The organism is Photobacterium sp. HL06, from assembly GCF_059552575.1.
In genome coordinates this window covers 31443-52528 of the sequence record NZ_CM183915.1, presented here as the reverse complement: position 1 = coordinate 52528, position 21086 = coordinate 31443, and the positions used below count along the sequence as shown (strand labels likewise).

16 protein-coding genes are annotated in these 21086 nt (G+C 44.4%); 7 read left to right on the top strand and 9 right to left on the bottom strand.

Features of this window, described 5'->3' with window-relative positions; translation table 11 throughout:
• Positions 1 to 110 precede the first annotated feature (110 nt).
• The gene (fdhF, locus tag AC51G0_RS18795) at positions 111 to 4265 is read left to right on the top strand and encodes a formate dehydrogenase subunit alpha (protein ID WP_496303177.1); all 4155 of its coding nucleotides are present in this window, start codon (positions 111 to 113) and stop codon (positions 4263 to 4265) included.
• 484 nt (positions 4266 to 4749) lie between these two features.
• Entirely contained in the window at positions 4750 to 5133 is a 384-nt protein-coding gene (locus AC51G0_RS18790; RefSeq protein WP_496303176.1) for an NADH:ubiquinone oxidoreductase, read from the top strand.
• A 94-nt stretch (positions 5134 to 5227) separates the two neighbouring features.
• On the opposite strand, the gene nagA is transcribed toward AC51G0_RS18790, so the two are convergent.
• A complete protein-coding gene (gene nagA / locus AC51G0_RS18785) occupies positions 5228 to 6352 on the bottom strand; it encodes an N-acetylglucosamine-6-phosphate deacetylase (protein WP_496303175.1) in 1125 nt (374 codons plus the stop codon).
• A gap of 494 nt (positions 6353 to 6846) precedes the next feature.
• Here nagA and AC51G0_RS18780 point away from each other — a divergent pair, with 494 nt between their 5' ends.
• Entirely contained in the window at positions 6847 to 7608 is a 762-nt protein-coding gene (locus tag AC51G0_RS18780) for a DmsC/YnfH family molybdoenzyme membrane anchor subunit (RefSeq protein ID WP_496303174.1), read from the top strand.
• A gap of 101 nt (positions 7609 to 7709) precedes the next feature.
• Here AC51G0_RS18780 and AC51G0_RS18775 read toward each other — a convergent pair whose 3' ends face one another.
• Both AC51G0_RS18775 and AC51G0_RS18770 read right to left on the bottom strand, forming a co-directional pair.
• Complete coding sequence (locus AC51G0_RS18775; RefSeq protein WP_496303173.1) at positions 7710 to 8249, bottom strand: hydrolase; 540 nt, start codon at positions 8247 to 8249, stop codon at positions 7710 to 7712.
• Between the two features lie 125 nt (positions 8250 to 8374).
• Entirely contained in the window at positions 8375 to 9919 is a 1545-nt protein-coding gene (locus AC51G0_RS18770) for a glutamate synthase-related protein (RefSeq protein ID WP_496303172.1), read from the bottom strand.
• A gap of 308 nt (positions 9920 to 10227) precedes the next feature.
• Between AC51G0_RS18770 and AC51G0_RS18765 the strand changes: the two genes are divergently transcribed.
• A complete protein-coding gene (locus AC51G0_RS18765; RefSeq protein WP_496303171.1) occupies positions 10228 to 10914 on the top strand; it encodes a VC0807 family protein in 687 nt (228 codons plus the stop codon).
• A 156-nt stretch (positions 10915 to 11070) separates the two neighbouring features.
• Positions 11071 to 11352, top strand: coding sequence for a peptidylprolyl isomerase PpiC (gene ppiC, locus AC51G0_RS18760; RefSeq protein WP_007465584.1), 282 nt, complete (start codon positions 11071 to 11073; stop codon positions 11350 to 11352).
• 485 nt (positions 11353 to 11837) lie between these two features.
• On the opposite strand, the gene AC51G0_RS18755 is transcribed toward ppiC, so the two are convergent.
• Together AC51G0_RS18755 and AC51G0_RS18750 are read right to left on the bottom strand one after the other, a co-directional pair.
• Positions 11838 to 12197 carry a hypothetical protein gene (locus AC51G0_RS18755; protein WP_496303170.1) on the bottom strand — a complete coding sequence of 120 codons (360 nt, stop codon included), beginning with the start codon at positions 12195 to 12197 and terminating at the stop codon, positions 11838 to 11840.
• Between the two features lie 121 nt (positions 12198 to 12318).
• Positions 12319 to 13626: a winged helix-turn-helix domain-containing protein gene (locus AC51G0_RS18750; protein ID WP_496303169.1), complete on the bottom strand. Its 1308-nt coding sequence runs from the start codon at positions 13624 to 13626 to the stop codon at positions 12319 to 12321.
• Between the two features lie 354 nt (positions 13627 to 13980).
• Between AC51G0_RS18750 and AC51G0_RS18745 the strand changes: the two genes are divergently transcribed.
• Positions 13981 to 15216, top strand: a complete 1236-nt coding sequence (locus tag AC51G0_RS18745; RefSeq protein WP_496303168.1) for an autotransporter domain-containing protein — start codon at positions 13981 to 13983, stop codon at positions 15214 to 15216.
• A 31-nt stretch (positions 15217 to 15247) separates the two neighbouring features.
• Here AC51G0_RS18745 and AC51G0_RS18740 read toward each other — a convergent pair whose 3' ends face one another.
• Positions 15248 to 16351: a hypothetical protein gene (locus AC51G0_RS18740; RefSeq protein WP_496303167.1), complete on the bottom strand. Its 1104-nt coding sequence runs from the start codon at positions 16349 to 16351 to the stop codon at positions 15248 to 15250.
• 332 nt (positions 16352 to 16683) lie between these two features.
• On the opposite strand from AC51G0_RS18740, the gene AC51G0_RS18735 reads away from it, so the two are divergent.
• A complete protein-coding gene (locus tag AC51G0_RS18735; RefSeq protein WP_496303166.1) occupies positions 16684 to 16962 on the top strand; it encodes a hypothetical protein in 279 nt (92 codons plus the stop codon).
• A 102-nt stretch (positions 16963 to 17064) separates the two neighbouring features.
• On the opposite strand, the gene AC51G0_RS18730 is transcribed toward AC51G0_RS18735, so the two are convergent.
• The 3 genes from AC51G0_RS18730 to AC51G0_RS18720 form a co-directional block, all read right to left on the bottom strand.
• Positions 17065 to 17982, bottom strand: coding sequence for a hydroxymethylglutaryl-CoA lyase (locus tag AC51G0_RS18730; protein WP_496303165.1), 918 nt, complete (start codon positions 17980 to 17982; stop codon positions 17065 to 17067).
• A 92-nt stretch (positions 17983 to 18074) separates the two neighbouring features.
• Positions 18075 to 20231 (bottom strand): acetyl/propionyl/methylcrotonyl-CoA carboxylase subunit alpha, encoded by a 2157-nt coding sequence (locus AC51G0_RS18725; RefSeq protein ID WP_496303164.1) that lies wholly within the window; start codon positions 20229 to 20231, stop codon positions 18075 to 18077.
• Positions 20224 to 21084 (bottom strand): enoyl-CoA hydratase-related protein, encoded by an 861-nt coding sequence (locus tag AC51G0_RS18720; RefSeq protein ID WP_496303163.1) that lies wholly within the window; start codon positions 21082 to 21084, stop codon positions 20224 to 20226. Before AC51G0_RS18720 ends, AC51G0_RS18725 begins: the two co-directional genes overlap by 8 nt.
• Positions 21085 to 21086 lie beyond the last annotated feature (2 nt).

Genomic DNA, 21086 nt, shown 5'->3' with positions numbered 1-21086 from the left:
GCTTTCCCTATGAACAAGAAGTTAGTTAATACTTGTGGTCTGATTATATTCAGGTTTAACCGTATTACTCATTGCCTTGATACAGCGACGAGCAACAGAAAGAGGCAATAATGATAAATGTCACAATAGACGGACAAGCATTAGCTGTTGATGATCAGCAAACACTGCTTGAAGCCGCTACACAATGCCAAATTGATATCCCATCTTTATGTGGCTTAAATAAAAACGGTGAAAAAGTACCGTGTGAGTTATGCGTAGTTGAAGTCGAAGGACAGGGCACAAAGCGCGCATGTGAAATTCATCCTAGCGAAGGGATGAATGTTACGACTAAGAGTGAAGCATTATCCGCTGCTCGCCAAAAAGCATTACATCGCATTTTATCTGATCACTATGCTGATTGTGAGGCGCCTTGCCAGACTGCTTGTCCGGCTGGGGTAGATATTCAGTCTTATCTCTATCATATCTCTCAGAATGATCATCAAAAAGCGGTTGAAGTGATTAAACGTACACTGCCTATGCCGCTCTCCATCGGCCGTGTTTGTCCGGCATTTTGTGAAACGGAATGCCGTCGTAGCATTGTTGATGAACCGTTAGCAATCAGGCAGCTAAAGCGCCATGCCGCGGATGTGGATTTGGCTGCGCAAGAGCAATACGTTCCTGAGCTGAAACCTGCAAAAGGCAAATCGATTGCGATTATCGGTAGTGGCCCTGGTGGACTAACCTGCGGTTACTACTTGAGTAACGAAGGTTACACCGTCACAGTTTTCGAATCGATGCCTCATGCTGGTGGTTGGCTACGTTATGGTATTCCTGAATACCGCTTGCCAAAAGCGATCCTAGATAAAGAAATAGAACTGATGTGCCGTAATGGCATGCAGGTTGAAACAGGCAAAGTGCTAGGTAAAGACTTCTTGCTGTCTGAGCTTGCTAAAGACTATGACGCTGTTTGTCTGGCTGTTGGTGCTTCAAAAGCGGTAGAAATGAATTATCAGGGTAGCGATCTGGACGGTTGCTATCTAGGCGTCGATTACCTGAAAGATTACGTTACTGGGCATCAATACACCACAGGTAAGAAAGTGGCTGTTATTGGCGGCGGTAATACCGCGATTGACTGTGCCCGTACCGCGGTGCGTGATGGCGCTGATACCACCTTGATCTACCGTCGTACCCGAGACGAGATGCCAGCTGAAGACTATGAAATTATCGAAGCTGAGCATGAAGGGGTGAAATTCCACTTCCTGACCAACCCAGTGGAAAATATTGCAGATGCCAATGGGCGTGTCTGTGAGGTTAAACTAGAGAAAATGGCACTGGGTGAACCTGATGCTTCTGGTCGTCGTCGGCCTGAGGCTACCGGGGAGTATTTCACCGAAGCCTTTGATACTGTGATTGCCGCGGTATCGCAGAAACCTGATCTGGCCTTCCTCGAAAATGATGAAATCGAACTGCCTGTTACCCGCTGGCTGACACAAGAGTCCGATCCGGACACGATGCACTCAGGCCTTGAGAACATCTTCAGTATTGGTGATTTCCGTCGCGGCCCGGCCACAGCAATCGAAGCCGTCGCTGACGGGCGGATTGCGGCACAGTCCATTGACCGTTTCTTCAATGGTGATATGGAAAACATTCCGGTCAAACCATTCAACTCCCAGAAAGCGCCGAAGGTTAAGCAGGTTGATCCACAGCAATTTGCTGGGATCAAAAAAGCGATGCGTTCTATCATGCCGGAGCTGAGCACCGAAGAGCGTGAGCTTAGTTTTGCCGAAGTCGAAACCGGCTTCATGAATGAAGAGGCAATTAAAGAAGCGGAGCGCTGCCTTGAATGTGGCTGCCAGGCTAACACTGATTGTAGTCTTCGAGATTATGCCACTGAATATAAAGTGGAAAATAAAGACCTTGATATAGAAAGCTGCCAGAAGTTCAGTGTCGATGATAGCTCTGAGTTTATTGTTTTTGATGCTAACCGCTGTATCAGTTGTGGCCAGTGTGTTGAAGCCTGTAATGAGCAAGCAGTACATGGCGCGCTGAGCTTCATGAAAGATTCTGATGGCAGCAGTGCCAAGCGGCCAGAATGCCGTCCGGGCTTTGATAATGGCTTTAGCATGGGCGACTCTAACTGTGTGCAGTGTGGTGCCTGTGTGCAGGTGTGTCCGACAGGGGCGTTGGTCGATAGCCGAGATAAGTCGCAAGGACGTATCGAGATGCTGAAGTCGGTTGATACCATCTGTACCTATTGTGGCGTGGGCTGTAAGGTCACGATGTTTGTTGATGAGATCACTAACAAAATTCGTTACGTACAGGGTGCTAATGGCTCGCCGGTTAATCAGGGCATGTTGTGCGTGAAAGGGCGCTTTGGTTTTGACTTTATTCAGAGCCAAGAACGTCTGGATACACCGCTGATCCGCAAAGATGGTCAACTTCAGCCAGCAAGTTGGGATGAGGCGCTGACTCTGGTTGCCGAGAAGCTTGGTGATATCAAGGCCCAGCATGGTGGCAATGCCTTGGCTGGTTTCTCTTCTGCCAAAACGACCAACGAAGATAACTATGCGTTCCAGAAGTTTATTCGCCGAGAGTTAGGAACCAATAACGTCGATCACTGTGCACGGCTGTGCCATGCCTCGACTGTTACAGGCTTGGAAGCATCCCTGGGTAGCGGGGCCATGACCAATGATATCCCGAGTATCAAACACTCTGATGTCGTGTTCATCATTGGCTCGGATACAACGTCTGCTCACCCAATCATTGCTTCTCATATCAAGCAGGCGATTCGTAGCGGTACCGCACGCTTGATCGTCGCCGATCCAAAACGTATTGATATTGCTGATCATGCCCAACTTTATGTCGCTCACCGTCCGGGTACGGATGTGATGCTAATGAATGGCATCATGCAGCAGATCATAAAGAATGGTTGGCATGACGAGCAGTATATTGCTAACCGTGTAGAAGGTTTTGAAGAGCTGAAAGCTGAGGTGATGCGTGATGAGTATGCGCCGGACAAAATTGAGCTGATCACCGGAGTCCGAGCCAGCGATGTCGTTAAGATGGCCGAGATGATCGGTACTGCTGAGCGCACTGCGGTGTATTACTCGATGGGGATCACCCAGCATACGACAGGCCATGACAATGTCCGCTCGATTGCCAACCTGCAGTTACTGTGTGGCAATATTGGTATTGAAGGTGGTGGTATTAACCCGCTGCGCGGCCAATCGAATGTACAGGGAGCCTGTGACATGGGGGCCTTGCCGAATAATCTGCCTGGCTATCAGAAGGTTTACAACCCAGAGGTACACAATAAGTTTGCCAAAGCATGGAACAAGCCTGATTTACCGGCTGAGTCTGGTCTGACACTCACCGAAATCATCGATGCTGCCTGTCACCAGGACGTGAGAGGATTGTATGTCATGGGTGAAAACCCGGTACTGAGCGATCCGAATCAGGCCCATGTCATTGAAGCGCTTGAGAAGCTCGACTTCCTTGTGGTTCAGGACATCTTCCTGACAGAGACGGCGCAATATGCCGATGTCGTGCTGCCTTCATGCTCATTTGCTGAGAAGTCTGGTCACTTTACCAATACCGAGCGTCGCGTTCAGCGTATTTCGCCGGCGATTAACCCGCCGGGTGAAGCGAAAGAAGATTGGTGGATCATTCAAAGCATTGCCAATGCGATGGGCAGTGATTGGGCTTACCAGTCGGTGCAGGATATTACCGAAGAAATTTGCGAACTGACGCCGCAGTATGCCGGTATTCATTGGGATCGTGTCGGACCTGACGGTATTCAGTGGCCTTGTAAAGATGAACAGCATCCTGGTACCCGTATTATGCACCAAGATACGTTTATCCGTGGCAAGGGTGAAATGGTTGCTATACCGTTCCGCTATGCTGCAGAGTTACCGGATGAAGAATATCCGCTGATCCTGACAACGGGACGCCTGCTTGAGCAGTTCCATACCGGGACAATGACACGTAAGACCAAAGGGCTGGATAACCTTGCCGGACCGCGTGCCATGATTTCGGTTGCTGATGCTGAGCGTTTGGGGATTGGCAATGGCGAGATGCTGCGCGTATCGACCCGTAGGGGGAGTATCGAAACCCCGGCCTTTGTGACAAAACGTATGCAGCCAGGAGTTGTGTTTGTGCCATTCCACTTTGCTGAATCGCCAGCAAACCGATTGACAATCACGGCGACGGACCCACATGCCAAGATCCCTGAGTTCAAGGTTGCGGCTGTAAAAGTGGAGAAGCTTAAGGAAGCGGTTATAGCATAACGGTGAATTCATTCGTTAACCTTAAAACACCCAGCTTAGGCTGGGTGTTTTTGTTTCTGTCTGGTGAAAAATTGAGCGCTTCGCGGCATAAAGCTTGCCACAATTGCGCAAATAGCATCTCCAGCTAATAAATCTTAAATTCCATATTTAATAATTCAATTCAGCCAATCGGTAATGACTCATGCTGATTGTTTTTGGGTAAGTCTGATGTTTTTAGAAGATATATTTCAAAAGTTACCGTTTGAAAACATTTCTTACAATTTTCGCACTGATTAACAAATTGTTAACCAGTGGCGTCTCGAGCTAGTAAATACACGGGCTTACCATGTTACAGAATGTAAAATTATGAAACATAAGCGCTTATGAAGCTTTGAGAGTATAACTGCCCAGTATGAATTTTGAACGAAAGATGGGAAAATACCCCTGTCAACAATGATTCGTATTGAAAGTTTGTTTTTCTCTTATTCGCACTAGAGGAGTGTATATGAAGTTCGGTCTGATTTTTCTAATGTCGACCTTGGGCGGCGTGCTTTCAGGTGAACATATTCATTCATTCATGGCCGGGTTTGGTATTGCATCTGTTGCTGTTGGTTCGGGCTACTGGTTAGCCTTCCGGTGTTCGACAAGATACCCGCAGCTGGCGTTAATGCTGCTATTGATGGGCATGATGGCTAAGATGGCTGTTACTATTGCTGGTGTTATGTGGGGTATTGAAGCGGATGTGATTAATTCGCCAATCATTTTTGCCTTGTCATATCTGTTCTTTTCTATTGTTGTTACTTATCTTTATTCGAGATTACGTGAATTTCAGATGGCTCGAGCGTCTATTGCTGCTAAAGCAAGGAAGTTAGTGCTAAAAACTTCATAATCGAAGCATTGAGTAAAAAAGCGAGCTAAAGGCTCGCTTTTTTTATGTCTGCTGTTTGTGCCGTTGAGAAGTCTGTGATTGGCGTGAAGCTGCTTTAAATACGTTTTACGCCCATTTGGTATACGCTATTAATTTCATTGTTTTTTGTCAGTAGGGTGATATTGGCTTTATATCCTTTAGCAACTTTTCCATAGTGATCATCAATCTTTAGCGCTTTTGCTGGATATAAGCTTGCCATACGCAAAGCTTCTTCCCGACTAATACCAACATGGTTGATGAGGTTTTGTACGCCTTCAATCATGGTGATGGCGGCCCCGGCAATCGTTCCGTCTTCATAGTGGCATTTACCATTTGTGACATAGCCTTTTGTGCCTGCCATGTCATATTCGGTCATATCTGTTCCTGCGGGGGTTACGGCATCTGTCACCATAAAGAGTTTTTCTCCCAAGATCTGGTGGGCGATACGAACAGATGCATAATCTGAGTGGATGCCATCGACGATAATACCTGCATGGGGCTTCTTATCGAAAATGTAGCCAACAGTGCCCGGCTCACGCGAACCAAGAGGGGTCATAGCGTTGTACAAGTGCGTGGCCATAGAAATGCCTTGTTTTTCCTTTAGTTCTTTATAACTTGCATTCGTATGACCAAGAGAAACGGTAATGCCGGCTTCGGTAAGAATATCGATAACTGATTGGGCGGTGTTCTCTGGTGCGAGGGTGATCACGCTGATTTTATCGGCATGGTCAGCCAGATAGTATGCGGTCATTTCATCTAGGTGACGGATGTGGATAGGGTTGTGGGCCCCTTTTTTTTCTTTGCTAATAAAAGGGCCTTCAAGATGAAGACCAAGAATACCTTCAGCTTCTTTATTCTCAATATCACCGATCAAGCCTATAACTTCTCGCATTGAATCATTGCCACTGGTGATGAAGGTGGGTAGGTATTGCGTTGTACCGTTTCGCAAGTTGGTTTGGTTCATGATATCCAGCGTTTGTTTGTGGATATCTGTATTAAGCAGAACCCCGCCACAACCGTTGAGCTGAATATCTATAAATCCTGCAGTTGCAGTCAATCCATTGCCGTTATAAGTCACTTCGGGCAGTGATGCTTCAGCCATAGGTACAACCGCTTGAATTGTGTCGCCTTCAATGAATATTGTTTGGTTGCTGAGGATGTTAAGGCCATCAAATACATCAATATGAGTTATTGCGAACATAGGCATCTCTGATCAAAGATTCTTTTTAACTATAGAAGCTTGCGGTGACGGTGTTGCTACCACAGAACTTCTAACCATGAATAAGCAATGTTGAACACACTTATTTCTCGAATAAAAATAAGATAGCGGATCAACGTATCTGTCGTCAACTATTCAGTGGCTTTTTGTTGATTCAATGTACTGTTTTATGTGTTTATCATTAGCTGTCAGGGTAATGCAGGCGTTGCGAGATATTTGGTGAACATGATCCTATCAACTGTTCATTGGTGACACCTATTGGTGTCGGAGTGCGTTTCAACAGAAGCCTCCTTCTTATGTCTGCATCTATTATGTGTATTTTGACTGAGTTGGCTTTAAACGGTGAGGCTTTTCTCATTGTTCTCAATTCTGGAACATCAGTTCGGGTTCAGGCACAATACGCGCCTTCCATTATTGCAGAACAGTTATCTGAAAGTCCTGGTGCGAGCTAGGGATCAGATAGAAAGAGGTAGTTCATGGCTTGGTTTGATTGGCCATTCATTGTATCCAGTGTGTTTGCCCAGTTGTCGATTGGTGCATTCTTAATTCTGGGCTTGGTAATTTTCAGCGGTAAGTTATGTTTTGGTCAAAGCGATCGCCTGCATAAAACAATGCCGTTAATGTGGATGTTGCTGTTTGCTTCGCTGATTTTACGAGAGCTAAACCTGATGATGTCACAGGTCCACTCGGTGTACAGCTTCAGTACTGAGGCATTGCTGGTCACAATTTTCTTTGTGTTTGCCCTGTTATATTGGTTTGCCGAGAAAGCATTGTTTGGTAGCGATGCGATAAGAAGAATGATGCTCTCGGTCGTGCTTTTAAGTGGTTTGGTATACCTTGGCCATGGCTTGCTTCAGCGTAGCGAACAATGGTTAGTTGCCGTTCACTTTGTTGCGACCACCCTGTGCGGAGGAACGCTATTTGCCCATGCAGCCCTTATTAGAGCTGAACATAAAGTTGAAGAGGTAAACGCCTATCTTCCGAAGCTAGGAGCAGTGATAGCAGCGGTCTGCTTATTGACGGGGATCCCTCAGCTTGCTGATCTTGCAGGCCGAGCTGAAACATACAACGAGGTTGCGCCATTTATCTCTCATGTGCTTAGCTTGGGACTATTGGTTGCCGCTGTTGGTGTCTGGTTGATGCCGACGTTGACGAAAAGTAAACCCGCTCTGCCTGTGATGACGTTTGCACTAGGCTTAATTGTGATCTCATCGTATTGCGCTGGAGTTGGCTATTAAGCATGTAAGCAGGCCAGATGCCTGTTAACTTGCTTTTCAGTCAATAGGGTACAAGAAAGCCGATGATCATCATCGGCTTTCTTGTATCCAGCAAGGCGGGCTTATTTGATAATACTGAGGATTTGCTTAAAGCGCTCACCTTCGGCTATTTCCTGTAGCTCAAACAGTACCATTTCGGTACAAGATAGTTCGGCTCCAGCCTGCTGCAGTTTGTTTAGGGCTATCTGCTTGTTGAGCGGGTTGCGCGATGAGACGGCATCGCTGATCACTTCAACATGGTATCCGGCGTTTAGCATTTCTCGAACAGTCTGATACACACAAATATGCGCTTCAATACCCACCACGATGACATTCTTACAACCTGTTTCGGCAAGTGCTTCGACAAATTCTGATGATTTATAGCAGCTGAAGCTATTTTTGGCGATTGGTTGGTGGTTATGCAGTTGATCGGAGATTTGTGGGATCGTTGGACCAAGCTTTTCTGGAATTTGTTCAACCCACACAATAGGTAAATCTAGGATTTTGGCACCTTTGACAATGGTCTCGAGGTTACGGAAAAGCGCGTCCTTTTCGTCCATGATCTGGGCTAGTTTACCTTGAACATCAACAATGACGAGGGCGGTATCAGCAGCATTAAGCATCTTAAAATCCTTTTTTGAGAGTGAGTCAAACAGGCCATGCCCTATTTGGTCTTTACCAATCAGCTTATCAGATTATCAAGATTTATTCTTTTAACTATAAGATGTTAGTCGTAGATTCATGTTCATCAGTCACGCTGTTTAAAACCTGAATACTCGATACCAGCCAGGCGGGCCATGTCATGATGCCAGGTGGCTAAGTCGTCTTTGTTGAACTGGTTTAGGTGAGAATGTCCACAGGCCCTTGCCATAACCTGCATCAGTTCTGTCGAAGCCATCAAGAAATTGGCGAGTTGTTTGGCTGCCTTTTCTGGATTGAGCTTTTGACGTAGATCTTTCTTCTGGGTCGCAATGCCTGCAGGGCAGTTGTTGGTGTTACAAATACGGGCCGCAACACAACCAATTGACTGCATCGCACTATTGGCGATGGCAATCCCGTCAGCGCCTAAAGCCATTGCTTTTACGAAGTCGGTGGGGACGCGAAGGCCACCTGTAATAATGAGTGTGATTTGATCAGACATACCTTGTTTATCGAGGAAATACCGTGCCCGTGCTAGGGCGGGAATTGTCGGTACACTGATATGATCACGGAAAATTTGTGGTGCGGCACCAGTCCCACCGCCGCGGCCGTCAAGAATGATATAGTCGGCGCCGACTTCAAGGGCAAACCCCATATCCCTCTCTATATGGTTTGCACTAAGCTTGAATCCAATAGGGATCCCGCCGGTAATTTCACGCACGTTATCCGCAAATTCAGCGAAGTCACCAACAGTTTTCAAATCGGTAAATGTCGGAGGGGAGATCGCGTCGGTCCCTTCTTTCAGGCAACGTGTCTTGGCAATCTTTCCAGTATTCTTTGCGGCAGGTAAATGGCCTCCTGTTCCGGTTTTGGCACCTTGCCCGCCCTTGAAGTGAAAGGCTTGTACTTTTTTCAGCAAAGCTTCGTGATAGCCGAATTTGGCACTGGCAAGCTCATAGAAATAGCGGCTGTTTGCCTGTTGTTCTTCTGCCAGCATACCTCCTTCACCTGAACATATCCCCGTGCCTGCCAGCTCAGCCCCCATAGCTAATGCAGTCTTCGCTTCTTCAGACAGAGCACCGTAGCTCATGTCAGAGATTAGCAGGGGGATATCCAGTACCAGGGGACGTTTAGCTTTGGGGCCGATCACCAGCTCTTTACCAACGTTGGCATTTTCTAGTAGAGGCTTTGCTGCCATTTGAGCCACCATAACCTGGATGTCATTCCAATCTGGTAGCTGATAGCGAGGGACGCCCATGGCTGTCATTGGCCCATGATGCCCCATCTGAGACAGTCCCTCCCGCGCTAACTGGTGGATGAATGCCACTGTCGGCTCTTCTTTGGTCGCAGAGGCAACAGGCATGGAATGTTTCGTTGTTGTAAAGCCTGGGCCTTCTTTACCGACATCTGCATCGGTAAATTGTTTATGGGTGCCGTCGCAGAAAGGGGCATTACCGGTATGTTTGCAGGCACATAAGTACTCTTCGCTATCTTGTTCGGCTTTAAAGGCCTGTGGGGTTAGGCCAGTTCCGATATGTGAGCCATCACAAAATGGCTGATTAGATGAGCGGCCACATTTACAGAAGTAGTATTCCTTACCTTTCTCTAGACTGACTCTTATTGGGTGGTTATTTGCGATAAGCGGCTTGGTCATTGTTTGACTCCTGCTCAGTGTTTCTGCGCGACAGTTACAATGTAAATCATAGGTTTGTTGATAGAGTATGGGAGAGGTTGAGTGAATTTGCAGGATGGTATGGTGTAGGGGAGTTAAATTTTCTGCTTATCAATACTAATTAGGACATTTGGCGATTGATAACCAATGATTTTCAAAGGCGTCTTCATGGTAGAGTCTACGCATAGATACCGATATTTTACGGTTTGTAACTGCAACACTCTTTACACCAGCAGAAAATCACGGAACAATGGGCAGGCATTAACTTTTAGGTAACGTTTGAAGAGATTATGACAGAAAAAAAAGCGAACCCATTTACTGATTTGATTTTCAACGTCGTTGTCCCATCTGTTGTCCTCATGAAACTGAGTGGTGAGGAACATTTAGGTTCAGTTGGCGCGTTAGTTGTCGCTTTAGCATTCCCGATTGTTTTTGGTGGCTACGAGTTAATTAAGTATAAGAAATTTAACTTCATTTCGTTGCTTGGCTTTGTCAGTGTGCTACTAACTGGCGGTATAGGTTTATTAGAACTTGATGCCAAGTGGCTAGCAGTGAAGGAAGCTCTTATTCCTGGCCTGATTGGTTTGGGTGTATTTATCTCGACATTTACTAAGTATCCGGTCGTTAGCAAAATGTTGTTCAATGATACGGTTCTGAACCTGTCACTGATCAAAGAGAAGCTCGGTGAGAACGGCAAACAACAGGCTTTTGAGCGATGCTTGGTTAAGTCCAATTTCCTGTTTTCGGCGACATTCGTATTTTCGTCAGTAATGAATTACGTTCTTGCGACGATGATTGTGACTAGCCCGTCGGGATCACAAGCCTTTAACGAAGAACTGGGTAAGATGACGCTGATGAGCTACCCAATGATTGCCATCCCTTCGATGGTGATGATGATGGGTATTTTCTACTTCGTCTGGCGTCAAATTCGTCAGATGACGAACCTGGAAACAGCCCAGATCTTTAAGACTCAGTAATAGAGATTTTGGAAAAGACCTTAAATGCCAGCCGCTTAATCGGCTGGCATTTTTTATAGCTGCCGTATTAATGGAGATGATATTAATACTTGCTACTTAAAGTGATTTGTCGCACACTTTCAACGATTTATTTTTCGTTATATTAGGTTAGCTATCATGGCCTCTACAGCAGCAGCGCTTCACATCCTGGTGAAGCACAAAGAACAAGCCGATGACATTCTGAAGCAATTGAAGAAAGGGGCTAAATTCCAGACTCTTGCGAAGAAATACTCAACATGCCCATCAGGTAAACGCGGCGGTGACTTGGGTGAATTTCGTAAAGGCGCAATGGTGCCTGCGTTTGATAAAGCGGTATTCACGGGCAAGGTACTAGAGCCAATTGGCCCGGTAAAAACCAAGTTTGGTTACCATATTATCAAGGTTCTATACCGTACATAGTCAAAAGAAAGAGAGCTCAAACGAGCTTTCTTTTACAATCTGTGTAAATGTCATTTTCTATCTTAACTTCCCACCTCCAAAACCTAGAAAACCTTTAACCGCGCAATTTATCCGCCTCTGATATGGCAGATAACCTGACTTTTTCGTGTGTCAGCCCAAGCTAGAATATGCGGGTAGTACTTTTTAAGTAACACTAGATAGGTGCCGATTAAAGTGAAGCCCAGGCTTATTAGGTGACTGGAGTTTTGTACTGCGGATGGGGTCACCATTAAGAGAACACCTATGGTTGTACCGAGAAGGCTTAGGCCAAGCATTAACGGATAGGCTAAGTTAAAGAAAGACTGTAAGTTGAGGAATAAGGTAAACAATCCTTGTTTGATACTATTCATCGCCACTTTCCAATAGTTGTTTTTACATTAATTTAACAAGAATCAATAAAAAGGCAATAGCTAGCGCTTTTCCTAAATATACCAGACAGTTAATGATTAACTCGCAGGAGTGGTTGTATGCTGGTTGAGAGGATTAGGGCATTTTTCATCAACGATACGCATGACTTCCTGTTGCTGTGTTTCATCGGCACTGATATCAGGGTACTTCTTAGTCAGTTGTTCCATACATAGCTGTGCGGTATTCATCACTTTCATCATTTCATCTTGTGAAGCTAATATTTGAGACATATCGCCTGATTTTTTAGCTTCACCGACAAGTGCTAAAGCCTTTTCAGCTTGCTGGTAAGGAGCTTCCAAGCAATGGCATACGTCATCGGCTGCAGCGTCGAATTGGCTGGCATAGAGAGGCGATGATAGTAGTGAAAGAGCGACGAGAGAAAATGTATATTGATTCATTTGATACTCACACTTCATTGTTATTAAGGCTGAAGAGCTTGGTGTATCGGAAAGTATAGCTGAATCGATTTAACAGGGTTTACTCCGGCTTGGAAGGGCCGGAGTTGCAGGTAGCTAGAAGCTAGTTACATTCTGGATCTAGGTTGAGCTGAAGAAAGTCTTTGCATTTAGCAAATTGGAAAAACTCAGTGAAATTCGAGTCTTCATACCCTTGCTTGCTGAACCAGTAAAAACCGACCTCGGGAGAATACCAAAGAAAGAGCCCTCGTTGCCGATAGAGCATGTAATTGCTATAACCCACGGCTTTCTTGTACAGGCTATTTTCATAGTTTTTAACTTCGCCAGGAAGCTTAATGCCCATTTTAGTGAGCTCTTCTTGTGAATTAATCCAATAGAAGTACTCTGGTGTTGTCTTGCTCATTGCGATAAATGGCTCTAACGATGTGTTTTTTAAAGTGAATTGACCGCCTTTGAATGAGATTGCAACAAATTCCGTCTTATCTTTATTCATCCGGTAGCTTATCCCGGTGAATGTCCAAGTGTCTTGTTCCTTTTTGTGGACGAAGTACTGAGATAGGTTAGGGGAGATTTTACCGTTCTCAAGATACAAGTTGTATGATTTCGCGGAAGCTTTTATTTTTGTATCACCTTTATAAACAGACATGGAGCCGATAGCCATCGACTCTTCGGTAAGTAGTGGCCAGAATGAGCTAAGGTCGAAATGTTTAAAGGTGACCGCGCGAGCAGTTTCAGGATCACAGTAGTTTTGACTTGTCTTGTCGCAGAATGCTATTGAATAGTATTCTTTTGATTTTCCAATAAAAAATAGCTTATTCCGAATATCTTTCGGGGTTATGTATTGATCGCTGTAAGTTAGAAGATAGGCCAGATCGTCTTCTTGTTCAGATAGGAGTACCACTGTATTGTTATCATCATCGCTGATGATTTTATGATAGAAACGCTTAGCTTGATAATGATGATAAAGACTGGCCAGTATAACGGCAGTTAGCACGAATAAAGCAAAAAATATCCTGCGCTTGGATTTTTTCCGTGGTTTTACTTTTTCAGCTTCATTATCACTTTCGGTAAAAGCAGGTTCTACATAGGGTGTAACAATGATCCTATAGCCTAACTTCGGGACTAATTCGATGATTTGCCCTTTTTCTTCTTCTTTCAGCTTAATACGCAGGTTTCTTATAGTCTGAAACAGTGATGTTGGGGAAACTTCTTTTCTCACCCAACCAGCTTGGAGTAAATCAGCCTTCAATACCATGCGAGGAGCATTGGTTACAAGGCTATACAGCACTTCTCTCTCTGCCCGGTTCAGGTCGATGGTTTGTTTCTCGGTTGAGAGTTGCTTGGTTGAGCAGTCAAAGTAAAGGGCTTTGCCTAGTTGAACTTTATGTGACGGGGCTTGGCTATCAGGCATGCGCGTATTGCTCAAAAGAAAGTGGCTATAGTGAAATAAGAATTTGGCAGAAAATCAACTGACTGATTTTATACATAATCATATGATATTAACTTCAAATATTGCCACAGATAATAATTAGAAGCTAGCTATAGAACAGGCAAAAAAGCTCATTACATCAAATAAATAACAGAGGCTATGACTCTGCCAAGCGAACCTTTTCACTTGTGGAATTTTTTGCCTGAAAAATTAGTCAATGTGATTAATATTGCGACAAAATGCCACCACCTAACTTCCTATACTGTGTTATGTCATCCATTACTATTCATTATTTTAATTATTTAGCTGTAATGGTGTGTAATTTTTGGGGGCGGTATGGATATGTCTGCAAAGCATGTGTCGCTGGTTGCGCCAGTATTGGTGATCGGTGCAATGTTGAACCACCAAGCGGTTTATGCTCAGGATAATAATCAACAAAAGTCTATGACGAGTCGAGTCTCTGATGAAGTCTATCAGGCTGTCTCCGATTTAATGCTGCTTGCGAGTGATATTCGAGGCGACAAACCAAGTCTTAGTGAAACTAGTCAAGCATCCCTTTATTCATCCCAAAGTTTGAATATGAATGGTATGGCGTTGCGCGCGAATAATATGCGTTCAGCAGCTAAACATAAGGCTCAACCTTCCGCGTTCAATCATCAATATTCAGAGTTAACCCTCTATCAAGATGGTTATTTGGGTGAGCAGAATTACTCTAGGTTAGGAGCCTATTTTCGCATGGATTCATATGCATCGAATAATGAAAGCTCGGTGTTTATCAATGAACGCAATCAAGAGCAGGATGGCTACTCGGTAACGTTAGGCGGTGATTATTTATATAATGACCATTATCTGTTTGGTTTAGCGCTTGGGTTACCGTTTGATGAGGTTGACGATGAGAGTACCGATAGCGGTGTTGATGGCTTGGTAGCTTCGGGGTATTTCAGCTACTTCCGTAATGACTGGTATGTTGATTTTACTGCTAGTTATGCACTGATGGATACAGATATAGAACGCCGTATTTCCCATTACAGTGATAATGTTATAAATAGCTCGAATGAGGCTGATTCAGATATTTGGGTTTTTTCATTAGGTGGGGGGTATGTTGTTGATTACAACTATTTAAACATTGCCTTTGAAAGCTCCATTCAATATACACTTTCTGATACAGATCGATATGCTGAGCGTCCATCAAAAGGTAATTCAAATTACCTTATTTCGAAGGTTGATAATATTAATAATCTGGAGTCAACGATGGTGATTGCGGGTGTAAGCATATCTCACCCTTTACGCTCAAGTTTCGGTATTTTCCAACCTTATGTCAGAGGCTATGTACACTATGATATTGACAGTGGATCTGAACGGATCATTAGCCAGCTAAAATCGGATCATTCTGGAACTGTTTTGCCAATAATTGTTGATACTAATGATTCGGTATATGGCCGACTACATCTGGGGCTTTCTGGCGCATTTAATCAAGATTGGAACGGATATGCAGAAGCCAGTACCTTAGTTGGACTTGATGACTTATCGGCTTATTCTATTACGATTGGGGTAAATATATCTTTGAATTAATAGGTTTTATTGGTTTCGCTCAAGTATTTAGCTAAGGGGATGGAATTTTCCGTTTTAATCTATCTATGCCACCTTCAGAACTGAAGAATAATTCTAGTTCAACCATGATTCCGGGGTTGATTTTGTAATTAAATTTATCTTGAAAATCAAGCTCAGGTGTGACTGATAGATATAACCACTGTTTATATAAACGATGTTTCCAACCAAGAGAAACCCATGAGTTAGTAATTGAGTAAGTTGGTCTCGAATCCGTACTAATCCCAATAGAGTATTGAAAGAGATTATTCTCATCAGTACGATCAAATATTTCTGCCTGCTGGACAAACTCCCAGTTATTATCGCTATCAAGATATTGTAGATTAGAGCTGACCTTAAGTATTGTTGTTGGATTTTCTTGCCTGGCATAGTAAAAATTCAGCGAAGACACAGTACCTGGTCCTTTTGAATCGTAGTAGAATATCTCCTGTTTAAGACGGCTGGTCCAGTTATAACTAAGCCGATCCACTCGGGTAAGATCGGCGCGGGTAAATGGATCCAGGGGGAGCTTTAGTTTTAATCCCAAGTCAAAGTTCGTTTTCCATTCGCCAAGTTGTTTGCCTTGTAGACGTACACCTCCCACAGCACCGCTCAGGCTGCTATCGCTATTGTTACTGATCCCCCGTTCTTTATCTTCTAGCCGGTCAAAATCGTCCGGATCCGTTTCGAGTATCAGTTTCCAGTTTTTTTTGGTGTGAGGTAAATCTAGTTTAAGGTAGACATTGGCATCAGGATCAAAATGCTCTCGATGCGAATATCGGCTCTTGAAACGAAGCCGTAAATAGCTTCGATTGCTAATTGGTTGTTCGCTCTCTTCTTTTCCGATGAAATGGTCGAATGTTGTTCCATATTCATGAATACTATCAGAAATGGATAACTGAGTATCATCTATCCATGATTGGATAGAGTCTTCTTGCACTTGTTCAGAGTTGCTATCTGTTTCCTTCTGCGATACGGGATCCTCCGACAACGGGTCTGCTGCCAAATCATGAGATAACAAGATAGCGACAATAAATGATGAGCATTTCAATGCAACAGTTATGTCATTTTTTAATTTAATGTAATTAAAGGAGTGGTAATGATGTAATTGACTAATCACTTCCTCTGCTCCTTACCGCTTATCGTTATTAATAAGGTTATGATTTTAGGATGGTTTAAGTGTAGTTCACCTTGCCCGGGGTTGGCTATAGTGAAATTTACCACTTTAAAATGAGATACCTTTCTAAAAAATCAAAATTTTTGTGGTTAATATTAAGTCGGTTATTACATTGAAGATAAGTAAACTTGTTTGGAAACATAATTTTACACTTTGTTTAGGATTTATTCTTATAAATAGTAAAAATTTTATTAGTTAAGAATTTATCAACTACACTTTATTTGATTTGTGAATCTGTACATTGGAGTACAGGATTATTTACGGAGTAAAACACAATGGATAGTTCGGACTTTGATGGAATTAAAAGGGATATATCATTGACTATAAATGGTATTTTTGAAGATTTTGAAGAAGATCATAACTGCCTGCCCACGATAGAGGAATTTAGATCTCTATTTGCCGGTTATGCTGAGCAATACATAGGCCCAATGGATGAGCTTAGTGTTGAAGGGATCACTAATAATTTTGAAAAGCTACAAGCAAGGGAGCAAAAGATCTGGCGGGCAGCGAGTGAACTTGAAGCTGAGCAACGGTTTTTAAGGTCTGAGCAGTAATTCCTGATCGCATGCCTTCTCCTTGGCTATCAAACGTTGATTCATTCACCTCCTCGTAGTTTGACGATGGTTGCGCTGATCGAAGTAACTGTCGTCTTTTTTCTACTTGCACACACGCTGCTGACGAGCTTTGATGGCTAGAGAGACTCTTGATGTGGGGGGTTTATTCAACTGATGACATATTTCCCATCCGGCCTCGGCAACTTTTTCTAAATCAATGCCGGTTTCAATGCCCAATCCCTGACAAAGGTAGATGACATCTTCTGTTGCTACATTCCCACTTGCACCTGCTGCATACGGACAGCCCCCCAAGCCTGCTGTGCTACTGTCGATAATACTTACTCCCATATTGAGTGCTTGGTAAATATTGGTAAGGGCCTGTCCCCAAGTGTCATGGAAATGCACTGCTAATTGATTAACAGAGATTTTTCGGCTAACTGCTTCCAGCATTTTTGCGATACGCAGTGGAGTCCCGGTACCAATGGTGTCTCCCAAAGAGATCTCGTAGCAACCGAGATTAATTAGTTCACTCGCGACCGATGCGACTTTTTCAGGAGGTGTTGGACCATCATATGGACAGTCGGCGACACATGACAGGTATCCCCGTACGGGAATGTTGTATTGCTGGGCTAATAACATCAGGGGCTCAAATCGCTTTATACTTTCAGCGACGGAGCAGTTGATGTTGTGTTGGCTAAAGCCTTCTGAGGCTGAGCCAAATATCGCAACTTGGTCGGCCCCTGATTGAATGGCATGTTCAAAGCCTCTTAGGTTAGGAGTAAGTGCTGAATAGGTTACTCCTGAAGCTCTGTGTATTTGGGTCATTACAGATTGGGAGTCGGCCATTTGTGGTACCCATTTAGGGGAGACAAATGAACCTGCTTCGATGTGCTTGAGTCCTGTTTGTGATAGCTGGTTGATAAAGTTAACTTTATCAATGGTATTGACATGATTTTCATTTTGCAGCCCGTCTCTGGCGCCCACTTCAACAATTGTGACTTGCTTGGGTAAATTTGCCATCAGTGTCTCCACGTAGGTCTTAACAGATGATAAATACTGGTATTCGGTGAGTGCGATGCTTTGAGAGTGTTATACCAATGAACGATGGATGCTCATGTGTTTGTCTCAATACGCACTAATTGTTCACCATGCTCAACCTGATCGCCAATCGCAAATAGTACATCTGAAAGTGTGCCATCTTGGGGTGCTCTTACGGTGTACTCCATCTTCATCGCTTCAATGATTAGCAGTGGTTGGTCTTTGTGGACAACGTCACCCGGTTTACAGTGTAGGGCAGTAACGATGCCATTGAGTGGTGCTAGAGCTTGATTGTCGTTGTCTTGCGTCGTCTGAAGATGTTGAGTGTTGCTGCTAGTAAGAAAAGTATCGTGCCAAGTCTGGTAGTAAATGTGCTTGATTTCCTGGCTATCGATTTCAGTGAAGTTTTCTCGTACGCCGTTAATCTCAATCTGAAAATCACAGGTGCTTTCATTGCTTTGAACAGAGAGTAAATGGAAAACTTGATGGGTAAGATCATAAGAGTGATTGTTTATTTCAATTTGGGTTAATGCGACCTTTCTGGTGTCATTCGAATGAATATCGGCTAATTGATTCGTTACTAAAGGTAAATGGAACCGAAACCGATAGCGATCACCTTGGTTATTTTTGACAGGCACATCCTGATAAGGTAGCTGGTTCAATCGCCAGTTACAGAGTGTGCCGTCTAGATGAACGGCAGTGATAGCAGCAAATAGTGCTAGTTTTGGTATTGTTAGCTTGTGGTCCGCGCCAAAAGGCTCTAAAGAATGGGTCGGTGATGTATCTTCATCGAGTTCAGCTTGATGCCTTTCAATAAAGTGGGTATCAATTTTCGCCATTTTAAATGCGGGGTGGCAGATGATTTTCTGTAGGTAGTCGATGTTGGTTGCAAGGCCGACTAACTGGTAGCGGGCTAAAGCTTGAGAGAGCGAATTGATAGCCAACTCTCTGTCTTTAGACCATACAATGAGTTTTGACAGCATAGGATCATAATGCGAGGTGACGGTGTCACCCTGCTGGATGCCTGAATCAACCCTGATCTTCGTTGTACCATCTTGCTGCCGGGGCTCTTTAAGAAACTGTATACCCCCAGATGCTGGCAGAAAATCTTGTTTAGGATCTTCTGCGTAGATCCGCGTTTCAATGGCATGTCCATGATGTTTGATTTGTTTTTGGCGAAGTGGCAAAGCTTTTCCTTTAGCAACATTAATCTGCCATTCCACCAGATCTTGCCCGGTGATGAGTTCAGTGACCGGGTGTTCGACCTGGAGCCGGGTGTTCATTTCCATAAAGTAAAATTTACCCGATTCATCGAGCAGGAACTCGACGGTACCCGCACCGATATAGCCGATGGCTTTAGCGGCATCTACCGCTGCTTGGCCCATTTTTTGCCGCAGTTTATCAGGCAAGTCGGGAGCAGGTGCTTCTTCGACAATTTTCTGATGCCGACGTTGAATAGAGCAATCTCGGTCAGACAGATAGATAGTATTCCCAAAATGATCAGCAAAGATCTGTACCTCGATATGTCTAGGGCTAACCAGGTATTTTTCAATGAGCAGTAGATCATCCCCAAATGCCGAGCGTGCTTCACGCTTGGCGCTGGCAATTGCTTCAGCCATTTCATGTGCTGCATTGACTATCCGCATTCCTTTGCCACCACCACCTAATGCAGCTTTGAGCAGAATAGGGTAGCCAATCTCACGGGCAGTAGCCGCTAATGTTTCAACCGTATTGTCGTTGCCATGATAGCCGGGGATTAACGGAACCTGGGCCTGCTCCATAATGATTTTTGCTTCTGATTTTGAGCTCATCAATTGCATGGCAGTAGCAGAAGGGCCGATAAAGATTATGTCATTTTTGAGGCAGGTTTCGGCAAACGCTGCATTCTCTGATAAAAACCCATACCCTGGGTGAATAGCATCTGCTGATAGCGTTAGTGCTGCTTCGATAATCCGTGAACTGTTGAGGTAAGAATCAAGTGCAGGTGCTGAACCAATCATGACGGCATGATCGGCTATCTGGACATGTTTTGCCTGTCGATCAACTTCAGAGTAGACGGCTATGGTTTCTATCCCCATTCTCTTGGCTGTATCAATGATCCTGCAGGCAATTTCGCCCCGGTTTGCGATGAGCAAACGGGTTATTGATGTTGTTGAAGCGGCTGAATTATCGAGCCGGGCTGCGCTGTCAGCTGTGAGAGGGACCACTGTTTTATCGGTAAACTTACTCATGTGTTGTGCTCCATGCTGGCGGCCGTTTGGCAAAAAAAGCCTCTAGCCCTTCCTGTCCTTCTGGTGAGACCCGTATATCTGCAATCAATGTACTGGTTTTTTGTTTTAGCTCAGAGTCAATCTTCTGGTTGTCGCATAGTTGGCATAATGATTTTGCTTGCGTTAGGGCTTGGGGGCTATTGCTTAGTATTTGAGTAATAAGGAGAGAGAGAATTTTTTTTGCTTCAGCTTCAGTATTTTCTACTTCATGAATAATACTTATCTGCTGCGCAGTGATTGCGTCAAAACGTTCGGCTGTTAGCATATAGCGCCGTGCCTGCCGCTGGCCGATAGTGCGGCAAACATAGGGACCGATGGTCGCAGGGATCAAGCCTAACCTCACTTCGCTGAGGCAAAACTGGGCATCTGTCGTCGCGATAGCAATATCACAGCAGCAGATCAATCCAAGGGCTCCACCAAATGCGCTTCCCTGGACATTGACGATGGTTGGAGTAGGGAAGTTGTCGAGTTCAAACAGCAGGTTTGCCAATTGGAGTGCATCTGTGTGGTTCTCTTCAACGGTTTTGCCTGTCATTGATTTCATCCAGTTAAGATCGGCACCCGCTGAAAAGTGCTTCCCATTAGCATTTAGCACCAGCACTCGGATATCTTCACGTCGTTTGAGCTGATAGAGGTAGCCAAGCAGGGTATGAATGAGACTGGCATCGAATGCGTTACGTTTGTTGGCCCGGTTCAGTGTTACGGTGGCAATACCCGCCTTGGTTATCGAGCACAAAATATCGGCATTAGGCTCTGCATGTAGGTTCTCTACATGGTGAACGGTATGGCTGGCTCTATGCTGGTGCTTGCTCATCG

Coding starts and splice junctions, on each gene's coding strand:
- fdhF (WP_496303177.1), top strand. CDS start 111: ATGATAAATGTCACAATAGACGGACAAGCATTAGCTGTTGATGATCAG.
- AC51G0_RS18790 (WP_496303176.1), top strand. CDS start 4,750: ATGAAGTTCGGTCTGATTTTTCTAATGTCGACCTTGGGCGGCGTGCTT.
- nagA (WP_496303175.1), bottom strand. CDS start 6,352: ATGTTCGCAATAACTCATATTGATGTATTTGATGGCCTTAACATCCTC.
- AC51G0_RS18780 (WP_496303174.1), top strand. CDS start 6,847: ATGGCTTGGTTTGATTGGCCATTCATTGTATCCAGTGTGTTTGCCCAG.
- AC51G0_RS18775 (WP_496303173.1), bottom strand. CDS start 8,249: ATGCTTAATGCTGCTGATACCGCCCTCGTCATTGTTGATGTTCAAGGT.
- AC51G0_RS18770 (WP_496303172.1), bottom strand. CDS start 9,919: ATGACCAAGCCGCTTATCGCAAATAACCACCCAATAAGAGTCAGTCTA.
- AC51G0_RS18765 (WP_496303171.1), top strand. CDS start 10,228: ATGACAGAAAAAAAAGCGAACCCATTTACTGATTTGATTTTCAACGTC.
- ppiC (WP_007465584.1), top strand. CDS start 11,071: ATGGCCTCTACAGCAGCAGCGCTTCACATCCTGGTGAAGCACAAAGAA.
- AC51G0_RS18755 (WP_496303170.1), bottom strand. CDS start 12,197: ATGAATCAATATACATTTTCTCTCGTCGCTCTTTCACTACTATCATCG.
- AC51G0_RS18750 (WP_496303169.1), bottom strand. CDS start 13,626: ATGCCTGATAGCCAAGCCCCGTCACATAAAGTTCAACTAGGCAAAGCC.
- AC51G0_RS18745 (WP_496303168.1), top strand. CDS start 13,981: ATGGATATGTCTGCAAAGCATGTGTCGCTGGTTGCGCCAGTATTGGTG.
- AC51G0_RS18735 (WP_496303166.1), top strand. CDS start 16,684: ATGGATAGTTCGGACTTTGATGGAATTAAAAGGGATATATCATTGACT.
- AC51G0_RS18730 (WP_496303165.1), bottom strand. CDS start 17,982: ATGGCAAATTTACCCAAGCAAGTCACAATTGTTGAAGTGGGCGCCAGA.
- AC51G0_RS18725 (WP_496303164.1), bottom strand. CDS start 20,231: ATGAGTAAGTTTACCGATAAAACAGTGGTCCCTCTCACAGCTGACAGC.
- AC51G0_RS18720 (WP_496303163.1), bottom strand. CDS start 21,084: ATGAGCAAGCACCAGCATAGAGCCAGCCATACCGTTCACCATGTAGAG.